This window comes from Gilliamella sp. B3482, assembly GCF_026536805.1.
GTDB classification, from domain to species: Bacteria; Pseudomonadota; Gammaproteobacteria; order Enterobacterales; family Orbaceae; genus Gilliamella; species Gilliamella apicola_E.
Window position 1 is genome coordinate 61,841 of the sequence record NZ_JAFNNL010000003.1, and the last position, 17,277, is coordinate 79,117.

Genomic DNA, 17,277 nt, shown 5'->3' on the forward strand with positions numbered 1-17,277 from the left:
TTTGTTAATAATATTAATCAAGTGACTTTGTTTAAAAGGATAGGGAATAAAAATGAAACCATTAATTATTAAGTTTGGCGGTGTATTACTCGATAACAAAGATGCGTTAAGTAAATTATTCATTATTATTAGCGAATATAAAAAGAATTTTAATAGGCCTTTAATTATTGTTCATGGTGGTGGTAGTGTTGTTGACGCCTTAATGGATCGTCTTTCATTACCGGTAGTTCGACGCAATGGTTTACGCGTTACACCCGCAGACCAGATTGATGTGATTGTAGGTAGTCTTGCAGGTAGTGCCAATACTACAATATTGTCAGAAGCCAAAAAATTACAAATATCAAGTATCGGACTTTGTTTAGCAGATGGTGATAGTGTCAAGGTTAAACAAATTTCTGAAGAGTTAGGGTATGTAGGCGAAGCTGAAATAGGTGATCCAACCTTAATCAATTTACTGCTTAATAATGGTTATTTACCGATTGTTAGTTCAATTGGCATTACAGATCAAGGCAAGATGATGAATGTGAATGCCGATCACGCTGCCGTTGCACTCGCAAAAACAATAGATGCAGATTTAATTTTATTATCTGATGTTACCGGTGTTTTAGATGCTAACAAACAACGAATTGAATCATTAACGCAAGCAGAAGCTGATCACTTGATCGCACAAGGCATTATTACTGATGGCATGATTGTCAAAGTCAATTCGGCATTCGAAGCAGCAAAAACACTTGGGCGACCAATTGATATAGCTAGTTGGAAAGAATCCGACAAACTTATTGAATTATTTAATGGAAAATCAGGAATAACAGGTACAAGAATTATTGCTTAAATATAAATCAGTTAGTATATTATTTGAGTATATTTTTTATTAAATATACTTAATTTAATCTTTAAATCATTTATTTTTTCGTCAGTAAATTTAAGAAAGGGTATAACATGAAAAAAAGTGCAACAAAAAAGGTGGTTTTAGCCTATTCAGGTGGATTAGATACATCAGCTATTATTCCATGGCTAAAAGAAAATTATGGCGGTTGTGAAGTTTACGCTCTTGTCGCTAACGTTGGTCAAGATCCTAAAGAGCTAAAAGATGTTGAGAAAAAAGCGAAAGCATCTGGTGCAGTAGCTTGTAAAGTTGTCGATTTACGAGAAGAATTTGTTAAAGATTATGTTTACCCTGTTTTAAAAACTGGCGCTTTATATGAAGGAACTTATTATCTTGGAACTTCAATGGCTCGCCCAATTATTGCTAAAGCCCAAGTTGAATATGCATTAGAAGTTGGTGCCGATACCCTTTGTCATGGAGCAACAGGTAAAGGTAATGACCAAGTTCGCTTCGAAACAACTTATACAGCTCTAGCACCACAACTTAAAGTTATTGCACCTTGGCGTGAATGGGATTTACGTTCGCGTGAAGCTTTAATTGATTACTTAAAAGTACGAAAAATTCCAACAACTGCAACCGTTGAAAAAATCTATAGTCGTGATGAAAATGCTTGGCACATCTCTACTGAGGGTGGTGTACTTGAAAGCACTTGGAATCAAGCCAACGCGGATTGTTGGGCATGGACTGTCTCACCAGAAGATGCACCCAATAAACCAGAACATGTTACCATTGGTATAGAAAAAGGTGAAGTCGTTTCTGTTAATGGTAAAAAACTCTCTCCATATAACTGCGTAGCAACACTCAATAAAATTGGTGCTAAACATGGTGTTGGTCGAGTTGATATCATTGAAAATCGTTTGGTGGGTATCAAATCTCGCGGTTGTTATGAAACCCCTGGTGGTACAATCATGATGACTGCATTACGTGGTTTAGAACAATTAATTTTAGATCGTGATAGCTTCAAATGGCGTGAACAACTTGGTTTAGAAATGGCATACGTTGTTTATGATGGTCGTTGGTTTGCACCATATCGTCGCTCAATTCAAGCCGCTGCTGATGTATTAGCAGAAGATATGACAGGTGAAGTTGTAGTTAAACTCTACAAAGGAAATGCAACAGCAGTTCAGAAAAAATCACCAAATAGCTTATATAGTGAAGAATTTGCGACCTTTGGTGAGGATGAAGTCTATGACCACAGTCATGCAGGTGGATTTATTCGCTTATTCTCATTATCTTCACGCATTCGAGCTCTAAATGAAGGTAAGAAAAAACAACCAGCTAAAAAAGCTACAGTTAAAAAAGATACAGCTAAAAAAACTGAAAAAACAGTCAAAAAAGTAGCTAAAGCTGATGCTAAAGCGACAGTTGCTCCAAAATCTAACGCAAAAGTGAAAGCGAAAGCCAAAGCTAAAAAGTAAGTTTTAATCACTTTTTACTTAGATATAAAACACAATATATACAGACTTTGGTCTGTATATATTTTTTATAGTATTATTGATTTATCATTATTAAAAAAGCGATCAAACTAAAATCGCTTAGGATTAAAAATTGAGGTAATTATGGCATTATGGGGTGGGCGTTTTAGCCAAGCAGCAGATCAACGATTTAAACATTTTAATGATTCTCTACGCTTTGACTATCGGCTTGCGGAGCAAGATATCATTGGATCAATTGCATGGTCTAAAGCTTTGGTCACTGTTGACGTTTTATCTTATGATGAACAAAAAAAATTAGAAAAAGCTTTAAATGAATTATTAGATTCAGTACGGCAAAACCCAGAACAGATTCTACAAAGTGATGCGGAAGATATTCACAGTTGGGTAGAGCAAAAACTTATCGAAAAAATCGGTGATTTAGGTAAAAAATTACATACTGGTCGTAGCCGTAACGATCAATCAACAACCGATCTAAAATTATGGTGTAAAGATGAAATCGCTCATCTTATCACAGCTATCAATGAACTCAGAAAACGCCTAGTGCTTACCGCTGAACAACATCAAGATGCAGTTATGCCTGGCTATACCCATCTACAACGCGCACAACCAGTCACTTTTGCTCATTGGTGTTTAGCGTATTATGAAATGCTAACACGTGATGAAAGCCGTTTACAAGATACACTTAAACGCTTGGATGTAAGCCCTCTAGGTTGTGGCGCTTTAGCTGGAACTGCTTATCCAATGGATCGCGATCAGTTAGCCGATTGGTTAGGTTTTGCAACAGCGACAAATAATAGTTTAGATTCGGTATCTGATAGAGATCATGTACTTGAATTACTCAATAATGCATCTATAGGAATGGTGCATTTATCTCGATTTGCAGAAGACTTAATTATCTTCAATAGTGGTGAAGCAGATTTTGTTGAACTATCTGATCGTGTCACATCAGGATCATCATTAATGCCACAGAAAAAAAATCCTGATGCATTAGAACTTATTCGAGGAAAAATAGGGCGAGTTGTTGGTGCACTAACTGGCGCCATGATGACTTTTAAAGGCTTACCACTTGCTTACAATAAAGATCTACAGGAAGATAAAGAACATCTATTTGACGCACTTGATACTTGGCAAGAATGTTTAGACATGGCAGCGTTAGTTCTTGAAGATATTAAAATCAATTACCAAAATTGCCAAAATGCAGCTAAACAAGGCTACTCAAATGCAACAGAACTTGCTGATTATCTCGTTGCTAAAGGTATTCCATTTAGACAAGCTCATCACATTGTAGGTGAAGCCGTTGTTGGCGCGATAGCTAAGCAAAAAGCATTAGAAGAGTTAACGTTGGATGAATTAAAAGTCTATAGTGATGTTATTGAAGATGACGTTTATCCAATTTTATCACTCGAATCTTGTCTAGCTAAACGATCTGCTAAAGGAGGCGTATCGCCTAAACAAGTTAAATTGGCAATCGACAATGCTAAAAAACAACTCTGTTTATAGTACTTTTTATTTTAAATACCGACTTTTGTCGGTATTTTTATGCTTCAAAAACCCCGTTCCTCAACTTTTTTTTGATAAAAATCTGTTTGTATATCGCTCAATAGAGTGTAAAAATAGATTTTCAATTTTTAGATGGATGAAAGTGAATTGCAATGAATAAAAGTTATAACTTTAGTGCAGGCCCAGCAAAACTTCCTGCAGATGTTTTAAAACAAGTACAAGCTGAATTATTAAATTGGCACGACACCGGCGCATCAGTAATGGAGTTAAGCCATCGCGGTAAAGATTTTGATGCATGTGCGATTGAAGCAACTAACGATCTTCGTGATATTTTAAATGTCCCTGAAAATTATAAAATTCTATTTTGCCAAGGTGGGGCTAGGGCACAATTTGCTGCTGTGCCAATGAATATTTCGGCAAAAAATGCTGATTACATTAACAGTGGCTATTGGAGCCAATGTGCAGCCAAAGAGGCAACCAAATACTGTAATGTGATTGAACAAAATGTGACAATTAAAAATCAGGGTATAACCTCAATCAAACCCATGTCCGAATGGCAACTAAGTGATAACAGTGATTATATCCATTATTGCCCTAATGAAACCATTGACGGGGTCGAGATATTCGAACAACCTAATTTTGGGGATAAAATCGTAGTTGCTGATTTATCATCTTGCATTTTATCGCAACCGATTGATGTAAGTCGCTATGGCATTATTTACGCGGGTGCGCAGAAAAATATTGGTCCTTCAGGAATCACAATTGTCATTGTTCGAGAAGATCTAATTGGACATGCTCAAAAAGCATTACCTTCCGTGTTAGATTATAAAATCTTAATGGATCATGACTCAATGTTTAACACACCACCTACATTTGCTTGGTACATGTCAGGTTTAGTCTTTAAATGGATTAAAAGCTTGGGTGGATTGAATGCAATGCAGCAACGAAATCAAGCTAAAGCAAAATTACTTTACCAATTTATCGATCAATCCGATTTTTATCGTAATACTGTGGCTATTGCTAATCGATCAATCATGAATGTCACCTTCTTATCACCAAATGAAGATCTCGATAAAAAGTTTGTTAGTGAAGCAACACAAGCAAATATCATTGGAATTAAAGGTCACCGAATTGCAGGTGGAATGAGGGCTTCGATTTATAATGCAATGGATATTGATGGAGTCAACTACCTAATAGATTTCATGAAACAATTTGAAAAACAAAATGGTTAGTTATATCGCCAAATAAAAAAGGGATACAGTAGTATCCCTTTTCTATTTTACACAATCTTATTTACAACTAAAGACTTCACCAGTCATCACAGCATCTGTCGGAGCAATATCTGAAACATATTGTAACGATGCATCTTGTGCGTTATAAATCACATTACCGCCCATAGCAGCAGCTTTATTCATCAAATCATTAGCTGCATCACGAATCAACTCACTATGGGTTTTTAGACCAGAAAAGAAAGTACTACGGCGGCCTTCAGCTTTACCGATAAATTGGCAATTTGCTGCTGGTTTAGTATCAATAAACTGAACTTGTCGACCAGCTGAAGTGGCTTGATAATCTGAACTACTACAACCATTTAAAAACAATGCAGTAGATAACGCTGCACTAATAAAAAGAATTTTCTTGATAGACATAATATTTCCCCAACCAATATAACGAGTAATAATAATTTAGAACATTGTAGCAGGTTAATTAACTAAAAAATATCGCTTATTACAAATGATGAAATGATAATAGGTTTCAGTTTAATAATTAACCAAATCAACCTATTTAGTTAATTAAATGTAGCAAATTAATTTTAACTCTATTATAATCGCAACCCTACTAAGTCAGTAGCACATCCAAACGGCCCCTTAGCTCAGTTGGTCAGAGCAGTCGACTCATAATCGATTGGTCACTGGTTCAAGTCCAGTAGGGGCCACCAATTCAATGTAATCTAATTCTTTCAACTTTATATGTTTACTAAAAATTAATTAATAGACTTGGCTTATTTTTTTATTAAAAGAATAGGATATATCAATTTAATTAAACAATTAATTTTATGTTCTCCAACCCCAAATAATAACTAGCGTTCCGAGTAGGATAATCATGGAGCCGATTAAATCAAAAGTTGATAGTTTGACATGATCGACTAACTTAAGCCAAATAATGGAAGCTACTATATAAATACCACCATATGTTGCATAAATTCGACCACTAGCTTCAGGGTGTAAAGTAAGTAACCAAGCAAATAACATAAGGCATAATGCCGCCGGTATAAGAAACCAGGCAGAAACCACTTTTTTAGCCCAAATATAAACAAAATAACAGCCTGAAATTTCAGCTAAAGCGGTAAATATAAATAACACGATAATTTTTATCATAATTAAATTAAGCTATCATTAATAAGTTTCAGATTAGTATAAACAATACTAGATTGGTTGGAACATTATTTCTGTTTTGTTTTTTATAGATTTTTAAAGTTTAACATGGGCGTTATTTATTAACCTATGTTAATATCGAATTAGTAAATTAAATGTAAGATTGATTTATGGTAGCAAAGAAAATTTTTAATTAAAATTAATAGTCAAAAAAGGAGATTTTATGTTGAAAAAGACAATATTACTTTCGATATTATTTTCGACAGCTGCGCAAGCTAAATTTATTCATCCAATGGACTTTGATGGTTCAGATGCACAAAAGCAAGAAGTTATCGAATATATTAAGGATAACGTAAAGAAAGATTATTGTGAACAAATTGACATGTGCCAACCTTCCAATTTGAGAATGATGGAGCAAGAGAATTTAGATGCATTTAAAAAAGCAACTAAGGCCACAAATAGAAAAATAATGGATCAAGTAATTAAAGATTATTGTAATAGTGGTATAGATATGTGTAGTTATAGCACCATTCTAATGATGTATGAAGAAAACAATAAAGCTGATAAAGAGGAATTAACTTGGTAGATGTTTCATAATAGTACTCACAATAAAAAATATTACATTAATGGTTATATTTGTAACCAATTGACTTTAAAATAGAATACTGTTATTAAATTTCATTTATTGTTATATATAAAAGTGAATCAGAAATTCATGTATGAAAATCAATTTTTAAAAAAGCGGGGGGATTGATTGGATTATCAATGTTTATGGTTTTAACACAAAATTAGGTCTAAGTACCGTTTAGACCTTAATGAATCTATTTTCTGATGGAATGTTGAGAAAGTTGGAAGAGGGTTCAACTTGGAAAAAGAATAAAATAGTCGATCAAGCGTTTTATGAATTTAAAGCTAGATTGATTTGATAGGAAATAACTAATGCGAGCATATAAGATCACCGTGAAGAAGGTTTTAATTTTTAGTTTAATAATTTTTGCCATCTATATCATTACTTTTCCTAATGATGATTCGCCTCCAAATCCAACAATGGTTGCTTTAGCCGGTATTTCCGTTATTTCATTTATTGTTTGTTGTTTGATTTTGTTAGTTCGAGGAATATGTGGAATAGGCAAGAAATTTTTAAATTATAAGGCGCACAAAAATTTAAATTTAGAAAAAGCATCGTCTCAAGACACTTCATTCAATTATTCAACCAATTCTGAAGATTCTGTTGATTACGAACAGCAAGAATTAGATTCTGATAATTTTAGAAATCACTTAACCACAATATGGAATTCAGACTTGTTTACGATTTCATTTAAACATTCCAACGTCAATAAAGAATTATTATTAGATAGAGTCCAAATAAATTCATCTAACGAGCTTTTTTTCACTGGTTACTGTTTTGAAAACAAAGATGAACGCACATTTAAAATTGAAAACTTTAAATCTTATATTCAATACGCAGGAAGAGAATACAGCCTACGTCATTTTTTTACTAAAGTTCTTGAATTGGATTCAGAGTATGTTGAAAGACTGGGAGTTTAATTAAAAAGGTGGCTATTAAAATGGTTTGCTGATGGTTGAGGATAATTGTTAGCTGAATACCAGCAATCAGAATAACCCAGCCGATTTCTTGCTTTTTTTTAAGCCTCTTGACAGTTTATAGCCTCTATTTGCTTATTTAAAATAGGAGGAATATTAGGAAACTAATTAACAATAATTGCCACTGTAGTTACTAAAAGCAAATGAAACAAAATCGATAACAGCTAATATTTCCGCCGTATTTTCAACTAATCCCAAATCAAAAACACTACTCCTCAACTTTAATTTATCTTCGTTGAGAACCTTTGCGTATTTTTAGCACATCTTGCAAGGGTGTTTGGTTGAATAAGTTTTTATATTCTCGATTAAATTGTGTTGCACTTTCGTAACCGACTTTTAAGCTGGCTTGAATCGCAGTCATATTCTCGCTGACCATTAAACGCCGGCCTTCATGTAATCTAAGTTGTTTTTGAAACTGCAATGGGCTTAAACTTGTTACTTTTTTAAAATGACGATAAAAGCTAGAGAGTGACATATTCGCTTGATTGGCTAATTGTTCCATTTTTATCGGCTCTCTAAAATGTTCTTTTAGCCAATCTATCGTATTCGCAATACGGTAACTTCTTGTTTCTGGCATACAAATTGATATTAGCGCTTCACCAAATGGACCGATTAAGAGTAGATAATGAATTTCTTTTATGATTAGTGGTGCTAAAACCGAAATTTGTTCAGGTTTATCCAGCAACTTAAGCAATCGATAAAAAGCATTGATTAAATCATCTTCCGCCTTTGAGATAATAATACCATTAAAACTTTGTTGCGAAGGTTTATTTAATTCTGGGTATTCTATTAATAACTCTTTAATTAAATTATTATCAATCAAAAGTGACAATGAAAGGAATGGGGCTTTCGTCGTCGCTTTTTTAATTGTATTTATCGTTGGAATATCAATCGAGGTTATAAGATAATCACCTTCTTTATAATGATAAAGTTTGGTGCCGAGCAGAGAGCTTTTTTCACCTTGTATTATCATTGTAATCATAGGATGATAAAAACAATTTTCTAAACATATATCTTTATTTTTGCCAACTTCACGCCTATAAATGCCAAAGTTTTTAATTTGTGTTGGATAATCCCCCACAGTTGGCATTCTTTTTAGCATTATTTTTTTTATTTCTTTTTTTAACATAGAGATTTCTCTATTTATTTAAATTTCTCTATTAGCATATGATTTCTGATAGGATTAGGCAACTTTTTGGCAGGATCGGCTCTATTGGATATTATTAGCAGATCTTATAATAATAAAAAACGAGGTGAAATACATTCGCATCAGCATCTAATAAATTATCTATCATTTTTAGTCGCACTTAATAGTCAAAATCTAGGGTGGTTAGCAAAAGTTTGCAGTATTAACTAATTGTTTAAGGGCAAAGGCTATGAATATTTTAACACCAAAAAAAGGATCGATTGTTACTATTTCCGCTTTTATGTCTAAAGGCGATATGATTGGCTTAAAGCAAGCTTTCATTGATGGATTGAATCAAGGATTAACCATCAATGAAATTAAAGAAATTTTAGTTCAACTTTATGCCTATGTAGGTTTTCCAAGAAGTTTAAATGGTTTGAGTGCCTTTAAAGCGCTACTAGAAGAACGTCAAAAAGAAGGCATTACTGACACAGTTGGTTCTACTTCGGCACCATTACCGACTAATTTAAGCGCTTTAGAATTGGGTACAAAAATTCAAACAAAAGTTGTAGGCAAACCGGTTACGGGTGGCATTATGGATTTTTCACCTACTATTGATCAATTTTTAAAAGCCCATCTTTTTGGCGATATTTTTGGTCGAGATATTTTAAGTTATGAAGATAGAGAGATAGCGACATTAGCTGCGCTATCAACCTTGCAAGGTGCCGATAGTCAGATTAAATCTCATGTTCGAATTGCGCAAAATGTCGGAGTATCTCCCACTCAATTAGATGGCATTGGGAATATTTTAAAATCAAAAATTGGTGAAAACGAATTTGAACGATTCAACCGGGCAGTAAAAGTCCAATAAAAAATTACAACCAAATGGATATAGTAAATATATCCATGTTTCACAAAATAAGTTTTATTACACAGATAGCTTTAAATCATTTCCTGACGAGGATAGTTATTATGAAAATAATCAGTCAATCTGAATTTGAAAAACATAATTTATTTGGACAGGGTGAGCCGAATGTAAATTATGCTAAATATTTTATTGGTCAATCTTATCTAAATTTATTAACAGCAAAGTCTCCCTTATTAGTTGCAAATGTCACATTTGAACCTGGCTGTCGAAATAATTGGCATATTCATCATGCATCACAAGGTGGGGGGCAAATTTTATTATGTACCGCTGGTAGCGGTTGGTATCAAAAATATGGGGATAAGCCAATAAGTTTAGAGCCCGGTATGGTTATCACCATTCCTGCGAATGTAAAACATTGGCATGGCGCTAAGATTGACTCATGGTTTAGCCATATCGCTATCGAAGTGCCGGGTGAGGATACCTATAATGAATGGTGTGAAGCGGTATCTGAAGAAGATTTCCAAAAATTATGCTAATTAACTAGATTTAAAACATTAATTTCAATGTGAGAGATTGACATGAATGATATACATTCTCAAATTACAGTTCCACCTCAGACAATTCAGTTAGAACAACGTTGGGATAAGATTTTTCTACAAAGTGATAAAGTTGAGCATTTTAAAGTCACGTTTAAAAATCGTTATGGCATTACGCTTGCCGCAGATCTATATCGCCCCAAAAACAGCCCAGATAAATTATCTGCTATTGTTGTCGCAGGACCATTTGGCGCAGTAAAAGAGCAGGTATCGGGTTTTTATGCGCAAACTTTAGCAGAGCGAGGATTTATTGCTTTGGCATTTGATCCTTCTTTTACTGGTGAAAGTAGTGGATTACCGCGTAATCAAGCATCAGTTGAAATCAATACCGAAGATTTTAGTGCCGCTATCGATTATCTTGGATCTTTAGATTGCATTGAGCGGGAGCACATTGGCATTTTGGGTATTTGTGGATGGGGGGTATGGCTTTAAATGCCTCATCGATTGATACGCGAATTAAAGCGGTAGCAACCGTTGTCATGTACGATATGAGTCGAGTTATTTCTAAAGGTTATAATGATAGCATGACAGAAGGGCAACGATTAGCAATGAAAAAGTCATTGAATAATAGCCGCTGGGACGATTCAAATAATAGCTACGCAACGTTGAATCCAAGAAACAACATTACCGTTGATCAAATCACGGATGAAACACCACAATTTATTGCAGATTATTCTCGTTTTTATACCACTAAACGTGGTTTTCATATTCGTTCTGTCAATTCAAATCCGAATGGTTCATGGGTGTTAAGTATGCCACTTTCATTTATTAATCAGTCTTTATTGAATCATGCCCATGAAATTGACTGCCCAACATTAATTATCGCCGGTGAAAAAGCACATTCTCGTTACTTTTCAGAAGATGCGTTTAAAATGGTTGGTAGCAAAAATAAAGAATTAGTGATTATTCCTAATGCAGTGCATACTGATTTATATGATAATACCACCAATAAAATTCCCTTTGATAAATTAGAAACGTTTTTTAAAGATAGTTTGATATGAGGATTTTTATCTCTATAGTCAAACACTAAAAACTTTTGGAAGGGAAAAATCATTGACTATTGAGTAGGAGCAAACTTTTTTATCAACAAATATATTAAGTTTTCATATGTATCCCAATTAAAATCAAACAACCATTAAATTACTTAATTAAGAACGATTGTATCGACTATGATTAAAAACATACTTGCTTTTTTTTTAATCAGAGCTTATAAATATCACTGATAAGCATTCGCTTATCTTAAATATACTGGAGGAGCTTATAATGGTACAAAAATTTGCTGCATACGGTAGTGATGTTTCAGCTGGCACTTATAAATGTGCTGACTGTGGATATATTTATTCCAACCAAAGTAAGAAATCGTTACCCCCTTGTCCGGATCATAATAAAAAACCACATAGTAAAAATGGTTGGTATATAGTTAGTGGGCAAGGAGATTCAGTTAAAGATCCTCATCCAAATAAAAAATAATTTTTGTCTTTAAAAGGTAACACAATGTGTTACCTTTTTTGGTTTTAAGGTAAGATTAAAATAGTTGAAAATATACACATTATTAACTTTCAACTTAATAAAAAGTTATATAAAACTATGTTAGAATTTAAATGTGTTATCATTTCTAAAACTATAATAATGGAAATATAGATTTGTTAGATTAAGGTATTGATGATGAAGCAAGTGATTAAATTGGCAATTTTATTTTTGTGTTTTGCAATATTTTCAAATGTACATGCGTCTGAAACAGATAATGCTGCTGAGATTTCCAAAGCATTAGCTGATAGTGCAAAGAAATCTTTATTAGGCGATGAAGGAAAGTTTCCTTTAAAAGTCAAATCAGATTATGAAATAACTAATATTTCAGCTAATAACAATAATGTTGTTTTTGAATATAAAATGCCAACTGATAGCAAAAATACCGCACTAAATGAATTTATAGAAAATGTTAGATTAGGAATAAAAGGTCAGTTTTGTGATAAACCAGACGTATTTAATGTATTAAATACATATGATATCGGCTTTATTTTTCAGTTTGAATTTAGTGATAAACGAAAAATTCCTGTCACATTATCAATAAAAGAAATTTGTCTATGATTGAATCATGAATGCAAATTCCCTCCCTTATTGAAGAGTCTGAAAATATGGCTTAATAGCAGTACGTTTTCTATTTGGCTATCATTTTTAATTAAATATAGGCTCGTGATTTTTTAATCCAGATAATTAAAAATATCGACCTACCAAAACTAAATAGATTATAAGCTAACCATAAACCCTGGTTTCCCCAGATTGGTACAGTAATGTATTGTGCTACAAACCAAACCAATAACGCCAATAGCATTGAGTCGCGTATTGATGTTGTATAACTGATTCCAGAAAAAACACCATAATAGATTAATCCACCCGATGCAACAATTGGAAAAATGATTAACCAATATTGATATTGAAGCGATAGCGTTATGATATTAGTTTGATTGGTTAATAACTTTATGATGGTTGTATCGAAGGTTAGCCAAATTGCAATTAAGATAATTGGGCAAATAATGCAGGCTTGTAGTGACCACCGTAAAGTTTGATTGTAAAGGTGGATATTTTTATTTCCTTTAGCTCGTCCACTGAAAACGCTGGAAGCATTAGCAAAACCATCAAATAGATAAGCCATCATATAGTGAACTTGAAATAAAATGGCATTGGCGGCTAAAACTTCGGTATTGAACGTTGAACCAATAGAAATAAAGTGGTTAGTTACAATTAATAAGCAGATAGTCCGAATCATTAAATTAGTATTGACTAGAATTACACCTTTTAATGATTGCCATGACAAAATAGATCTTAAATCCACTTTTTGTTCACTTTTAGGCAAATAACGGCAGGTAAACCAAATACCGACTAAAGTGCAACATATTTGTGCAACTAATGTTGCAAATGCTACGCCTTTAATGTCCCAATGAAACCACCAAACAAAAATTACTGCCATCAAAATGTTGAGTAAATTAATAAACACTTGTAAAAACAGAACGGCTTTTATTTTGGATATCCCCATTAACCAGCCAACTAGGACATAATTAATCAGAACAAAAGGTGCACCCCAAATTAATATAGAAAAATAGATATCAGCATAATGTTGAACATCTTGATTCGGTTTGATGATGTGCATTGAAGCAACAAAAATCAATTTTTGAAAAATTATAAATGCCAAACCTAAAAAGATTGCGATAAAAAGCGGCCGAATAAGAGACGATCTTAATAACAAACAATTATCCAACGCTTGCGCGGCAAAACCGGTGGTACTTACTCTTAAAAATCCAAATAACCAATAAATAGTATTAAATATTACTGTTCCTATCGCAATTCCAGCAATAAAAGCTGGATTGGGTAAATGACCGACTAAAGCCGTATCGACCACGCCAAGAAGAGGGGTAGTAATGGTTGATAAAATAAATGGAATAACTAATTTAATATAATCTTTAAACTGATATTGCAAATTTGATGTTGATGACATTGTTTAAAAACCTAAAATTGATTCAAGTAACAGTTTAGAATAAGGATTTTTAACTTGACTGAGTTGTTCTATTTTATCAACGTATTCCACGATTTCACCTTGATAAAAAAATGCAACTTTATCACAAAGATAAGTAATTGTAGTTAAATCATGCGTGATAAAGATACTGGTCAAATTTAGCTGTTTTTGTAGATCGGCAAGTAATGTTAAGATTTGGCTTTGAACTGAGATATCCAACGAGCTTACCGCTTCATCAAATAAAATAAATTGAGGCGAGCAAGCTATTGCTCTGGCAATGCATACACGCTGTAATTGACCACCACTCATTTCGTGAGGAAACCGTTCATAAAAAGAATGGTCTAATCCAACTTGTTCTAATAACGCATTGATACGATGCTGACGTTCCTCTTTTGATAGCTTTTCGTAAATATCAAGTGGCTCAGCAATAATTTGGCCGACATTAAAATATGGGTTAACCGAAGAATTATAATCTTGAAATACTGCACTGATATTTTTGCGTATAGCTGCTTTATTCCATGTACGTTTGTTAATATCTTGCCCGCTAAAATAGATTTTGCCACTGTCAGGTTTCTCAAGGCCTAAAATCAGCTTTCCTAATGTACTTTTTCCGCTACCACTTTCACCAATAATACCAAGACACTCACCTTGTTTTAAATCGAATGATACATTTTTGATAATTGTGTTTTTTTTATGGCTAAATATACCAGGTTTCAAAAACGATTTTTTTACATTTACAACTTGCAATAACGGTGGCATCAAATTGTCTCCGAGATTAAATTTGGATTATTAGCGTAAATAACCGTATTAAATTTATTCAATAATTGCTTGCGAGTATCAATCAGGTAACGAGTATATTCATGTTTGGGATGATAAAAAATCTGATCACGGCTGCCAGATTCAACAATTTTACCTTTATTCATTACGATAATATCATCGGCAATATGATGAATTACACCTAAATCGTGAGAAATAAAAATCATAGTCGTTTTAGATTTTATCTCTTCAAGCATTTTTAAAATATAAAACTGACTAATTGAATCTAATGCGGTTGTTGGTTCATCGGCAATAATAAGCTCAGGTTCAAGTACTAATGCCATACCAATCATTATGCGTTGTAACATACCACCACTTAACTGATGCGGGTATTTTTTATAAATCTCTTTGGCATTATCGAGCCCTATATTTTCAATCATCAATAAGGTTTTAGCAATAGCATCATTTTTATTGATAGTGAGATGAGCTTGAAGGGTTTCAACTACTTGTTTGCCAATACAATAAAGCGGATCAAAAGCAATCATAGGTTGTTGTAATATTATCGAAATAGCACTACCGCGAATTGGTCTTAATGTCTTTTCATTCTGTTTTAGCAGATCTAAAATTGAATTAGCCTGTTTGAACAGGATTTGTCCTGTCACGCTAAAATAGGATTCTAATAAGCCGATGATTGCTTTGCAGGTTAAACTTTTACCGCTGCCACTTTCTCCAACAATACCTAAACATTTATGATGATTGACGGTAAAAGATATATCATCAAGTAACTTGTTACCATTATTAAGCGTAACGGTCAGTTGCTTTACTGCTAACAATGGGCTACTCATGCTGTTTTTTCCTTAGGATCTAAGATATCTCGTAAACAATCACCTAACATATTAAATGCCGCTACAACAATTAAAATAGCTATACCAGGATAAACCATCTGCATAGGGTGCTGAGTCATTACGTTTTTTGCTTCACTTAACATTAGTCCCCATTCGGCAGTAGGCGCTTGGACGCCTAATCCTATAAAGGATAACGCTGAAATATTCAATATCACCCAGCCAGTGTCTAAGGTAGCCAATATAACTACTTCGGACATGACATTAGGCAATAAATGACGATAAATGATAAAAGAATGAGGTGCACCAATTGCTCGTGAAAAAAGGATATAGTTTTTTCTGCTATATTTAATTACTGAACTTCGGATCATTCGACTATACCAAGCCCATTTGACTACAATATTAGCAATAATAATGTTTTCAATACCCACACCTAAAACACCAACTATAGCTAAAATCATCACTTGGCTCGGAAATGACAACATGATGTCACAAAGACGCATAATACATTCGTCAAGTTCACCTCGTTGATAACCAGAAATAAGACCAATGATACTACCAACAATTATTGTGATAATCATGGTTAACAGAGATAAGAATAGGGTAGAACGGATACCATAAAGTAACCGAGAAAAAATATCACGTCCAAGGTGGTCACAGCCAAGCCAATGCTCGCTCGATATAGCGGCATATTTTCGCACTATGCGAACTTTATTTGGATCAAAAGGTGCAATATAAGGCGCTAATATACCTAAAACAATTATTGAAATGATGATTATCAAACAAACTAAAGCGGTTTTATTGCTAATTACTTGCTTAATTAAATTCATACAGAGCCACCATTACTTCGTAATCGTGGATCTAACCATTGATGAATAACATCAACAATAAAGTTACATACTACAAATAAAATGGCCATAATTAATATGTAAGCCTGAATTACTGGATAGTCGCGATTCATAATAGCGGCTATACATAATCTTCCTAAGCCAGGCCAAGAAAATATATATTCGACAACAAAAGACCCTGCAATTAATTGTGGAATGGTCATACCTAATGCGGTAATTGTGGTATGTAGTGAATTGACTAATACATGCTTAAGAATGATGGTTCTCTCTTTCAAACCTCGACTACGGGCATAAAAGATCGAATAATTATGCATATTTTCCAGCATATTATTACGGATAAAACGAATATACGTTGAGATGTAAACAAACGACAAAGTTAACGTCGGTAAAATCAGGTTCTGCCAGGTTCCATACCCGTTGGTTGGCAATAGATCTAAATAAGTAGCAAACAGCCAAATAAATAGCAAACCTAACCAATAACTAGGCATTGCGGTACCTAAAAAAATAATAATTCGAACAATATGATCGAATGCTGAATTAGCAAAGATTGCACATAACACACCCAAAACTAAACTGATAATAAGTGTAAATAGAAATGACGACATTGCTAAAACTAATGTAGGAATTAAGCTACGGATAACTTCATCCCAAACTAATCTGTCACGATGAATAAACGAACGCCCAAAATCAAGATGTAAAACGTCATATAGCCAAGTAAAATATCGTTCAAAAAAAGGTTTATTTAATCCTAATTCCTGACGCATACTTTCAATAGCATCTGGGGTTGGCATTATTTCATTTAAGCGTAAGGCAACTTCAGCAGGATCGGAAGGGGCTAGATTGATAAGCAAAAAAGCGATAAAAGAGATACCGAATAATATCGGTATCATCATCGTTAAACGTTTAACAATATAATTTAACATTATTG

At 33.6% G+C, this 17,277-nt stretch carries 17 protein-coding genes, 1 tRNA gene and 2 pseudogenes; 12 read left to right on the forward strand and 8 right to left on the reverse strand.

Features of this window, described 5'->3' with window-relative positions; all coding sequences use genetic code 11:
• Positions 1-52: 52 nt before the first annotated feature.
• The 4 genes and pseudogenes from argB (at position 53) to serC (ending at position 5,054) form a co-directional block, all read left to right on the forward strand.
• On the forward strand, positions 53-832 hold the full coding sequence (gene argB, locus J3U18_RS05720) for an acetylglutamate kinase (protein ID WP_267353199.1): 780 nt from the start codon (positions 53-55) through the stop codon (positions 830-832).
• A 107-nt stretch (positions 833-939) separates the two neighbouring features.
• A pseudogene (locus tag J3U18_RS05725) lies at positions 940-2,157 on the forward strand (argininosuccinate synthase); the annotation flags it as partial.
• Positions 2,158-2,445: 288 nt separating this feature from the next.
• On the forward strand, positions 2,446-3,822 hold the full coding sequence (gene argH / locus J3U18_RS05730; protein ID WP_065563513.1) for an argininosuccinate lyase: 1,377 nt from the start codon (positions 2,446-2,448) through the stop codon (positions 3,820-3,822).
• Between the two features lie 152 nt (positions 3,823-3,974).
• Positions 3,975-5,054, forward strand: coding sequence for a 3-phosphoserine/phosphohydroxythreonine transaminase (serC, locus tag J3U18_RS05735; protein WP_267353201.1), 1,080 nt, complete (start codon positions 3,975-3,977; stop codon positions 5,052-5,054).
• Between the two features lie 57 nt (positions 5,055-5,111).
• Here serC and J3U18_RS05740 read toward each other — a convergent pair whose 3' ends face one another.
• Positions 5,112-5,471, reverse strand: a complete 360-nt coding sequence (locus J3U18_RS05740; protein WP_065563511.1) for a DUF4156 domain-containing protein — start codon at positions 5,469-5,471, stop codon at positions 5,112-5,114.
• 213 nt (positions 5,472-5,684) lie between these two features.
• Between J3U18_RS05740 and J3U18_RS05745 the strand changes: the two genes are divergently transcribed.
• Positions 5,685-5,761 (forward strand) — tRNA-Ile (locus J3U18_RS05745).
• Positions 5,762-5,876: 115 nt separating this feature from the next.
• Here J3U18_RS05745 and J3U18_RS05750 read toward each other — a convergent pair.
• Entirely contained in the window at positions 5,877-6,200 is a 324-nt protein-coding gene (locus J3U18_RS05750) for a YnfA family protein (protein ID WP_267353202.1), read from the reverse strand.
• A gap of 220 nt (positions 6,201-6,420) precedes the next feature.
• Between J3U18_RS05750 and J3U18_RS05755 the strand changes: the two genes are divergently transcribed.
• Both J3U18_RS05755 and J3U18_RS05760 read left to right on the forward strand, forming a co-directional pair.
• Entirely contained in the window at positions 6,421-6,783 is a 363-nt protein-coding gene (locus J3U18_RS05755; RefSeq protein WP_065562095.1) for a hypothetical protein, read from the forward strand.
• Positions 6,784-7,136: 353 nt separating this feature from the next.
• On the forward strand, positions 7,137-7,745 hold the full coding sequence (locus J3U18_RS05760; protein ID WP_267353203.1) for a hypothetical protein: 609 nt from the start codon (positions 7,137-7,139) through the stop codon (positions 7,743-7,745).
• Between the two features lie 283 nt (positions 7,746-8,028).
• On the opposite strand, the gene J3U18_RS05765 is transcribed toward J3U18_RS05760, so the two are convergent.
• Positions 8,029-8,931 carry an AraC family transcriptional regulator gene (locus J3U18_RS05765; protein WP_267353204.1) on the reverse strand — a complete coding sequence of 301 codons (903 nt, stop codon included), beginning with the start codon at positions 8,929-8,931 and terminating at the stop codon, positions 8,029-8,031.
• Positions 8,932-9,178: 247 nt separating this feature from the next.
• Here J3U18_RS05765 and J3U18_RS05770 point away from each other — a divergent pair, with 247 nt between their 5' ends.
• The 5 genes and pseudogenes from J3U18_RS05770 to J3U18_RS05795 all read left to right on the forward strand — a co-directional run bounded on the left by J3U18_RS05770 (position 9,179) and on the right by J3U18_RS05795 (position 12,480).
• Complete coding sequence (locus tag J3U18_RS05770) at positions 9,179-9,799, forward strand: carboxymuconolactone decarboxylase family protein (protein WP_267353205.1); 621 nt, start codon at positions 9,179-9,181, stop codon at positions 9,797-9,799.
• A gap of 101 nt (positions 9,800-9,900) precedes the next feature.
• Positions 9,901-10,332: a cupin domain-containing protein gene (locus J3U18_RS05775; protein WP_267337585.1), complete on the forward strand. Its 432-nt coding sequence runs from the start codon at positions 9,901-9,903 to the stop codon at positions 10,330-10,332.
• A gap of 42 nt (positions 10,333-10,374) precedes the next feature.
• A pseudogene (locus J3U18_RS11905) lies at positions 10,375-11,393 on the forward strand (alpha/beta hydrolase).
• A gap of 262 nt (positions 11,394-11,655) precedes the next feature.
• On the forward strand, positions 11,656-11,862 hold the full coding sequence (locus J3U18_RS05790; protein ID WP_065562090.1) for a hypothetical protein: 207 nt from the start codon (positions 11,656-11,658) through the stop codon (positions 11,860-11,862).
• Positions 11,863-12,054: 192 nt separating this feature from the next.
• Positions 12,055-12,480 carry a hypothetical protein gene (locus J3U18_RS05795; protein WP_141673904.1) on the forward strand — a complete coding sequence of 142 codons (426 nt, stop codon included), beginning with the start codon at positions 12,055-12,057 and terminating at the stop codon, positions 12,478-12,480.
• Positions 12,481-12,571: 91 nt separating this feature from the next.
• On the opposite strand, the gene J3U18_RS05800 is transcribed toward J3U18_RS05795, so the two are convergent.
• The 5 genes from J3U18_RS05800 to opp1B are packed head-to-tail and all read right to left on the reverse strand — an operon-like array spanning position 12,572 to position 17,272.
• Positions 12,572-13,885 carry an MATE family efflux transporter gene (locus tag J3U18_RS05800; protein WP_267353208.1) on the reverse strand — a complete coding sequence of 438 codons (1,314 nt, stop codon included), beginning with the start codon at positions 13,883-13,885 and terminating at the stop codon, positions 12,572-12,574.
• Between the two features lie 3 nt (positions 13,886-13,888).
• A complete protein-coding gene (locus J3U18_RS05805) occupies positions 13,889-14,662 on the reverse strand; it encodes an ABC transporter ATP-binding protein (protein WP_220226009.1) in 774 nt (257 codons plus the stop codon).
• Complete coding sequence (locus J3U18_RS05810) at positions 14,662-15,504, reverse strand: ABC transporter ATP-binding protein (protein ID WP_267353209.1); 843 nt, start codon at positions 15,502-15,504, stop codon at positions 14,662-14,664. Before J3U18_RS05810 ends, J3U18_RS05805 begins: the two co-directional genes overlap by 1 nt.
• Entirely contained in the window at positions 15,501-16,331 is an 831-nt protein-coding gene (gene opp1C / locus J3U18_RS05815; protein WP_267353210.1) for a nickel/cobalt ABC transporter permease, read from the reverse strand. The genes J3U18_RS05810 and opp1C overlap by 4 nt, the downstream gene beginning before the upstream one ends.
• A complete protein-coding gene (opp1B, locus tag J3U18_RS05820; protein WP_267353211.1) occupies positions 16,328-17,272 on the reverse strand; it encodes a nickel/cobalt ABC transporter permease in 945 nt (314 codons plus the stop codon). The genes opp1C and opp1B overlap by 4 nt, the downstream gene beginning before the upstream one ends.
• Between the last annotated feature and the right edge of the window lie 5 nt (positions 17,273-17,277).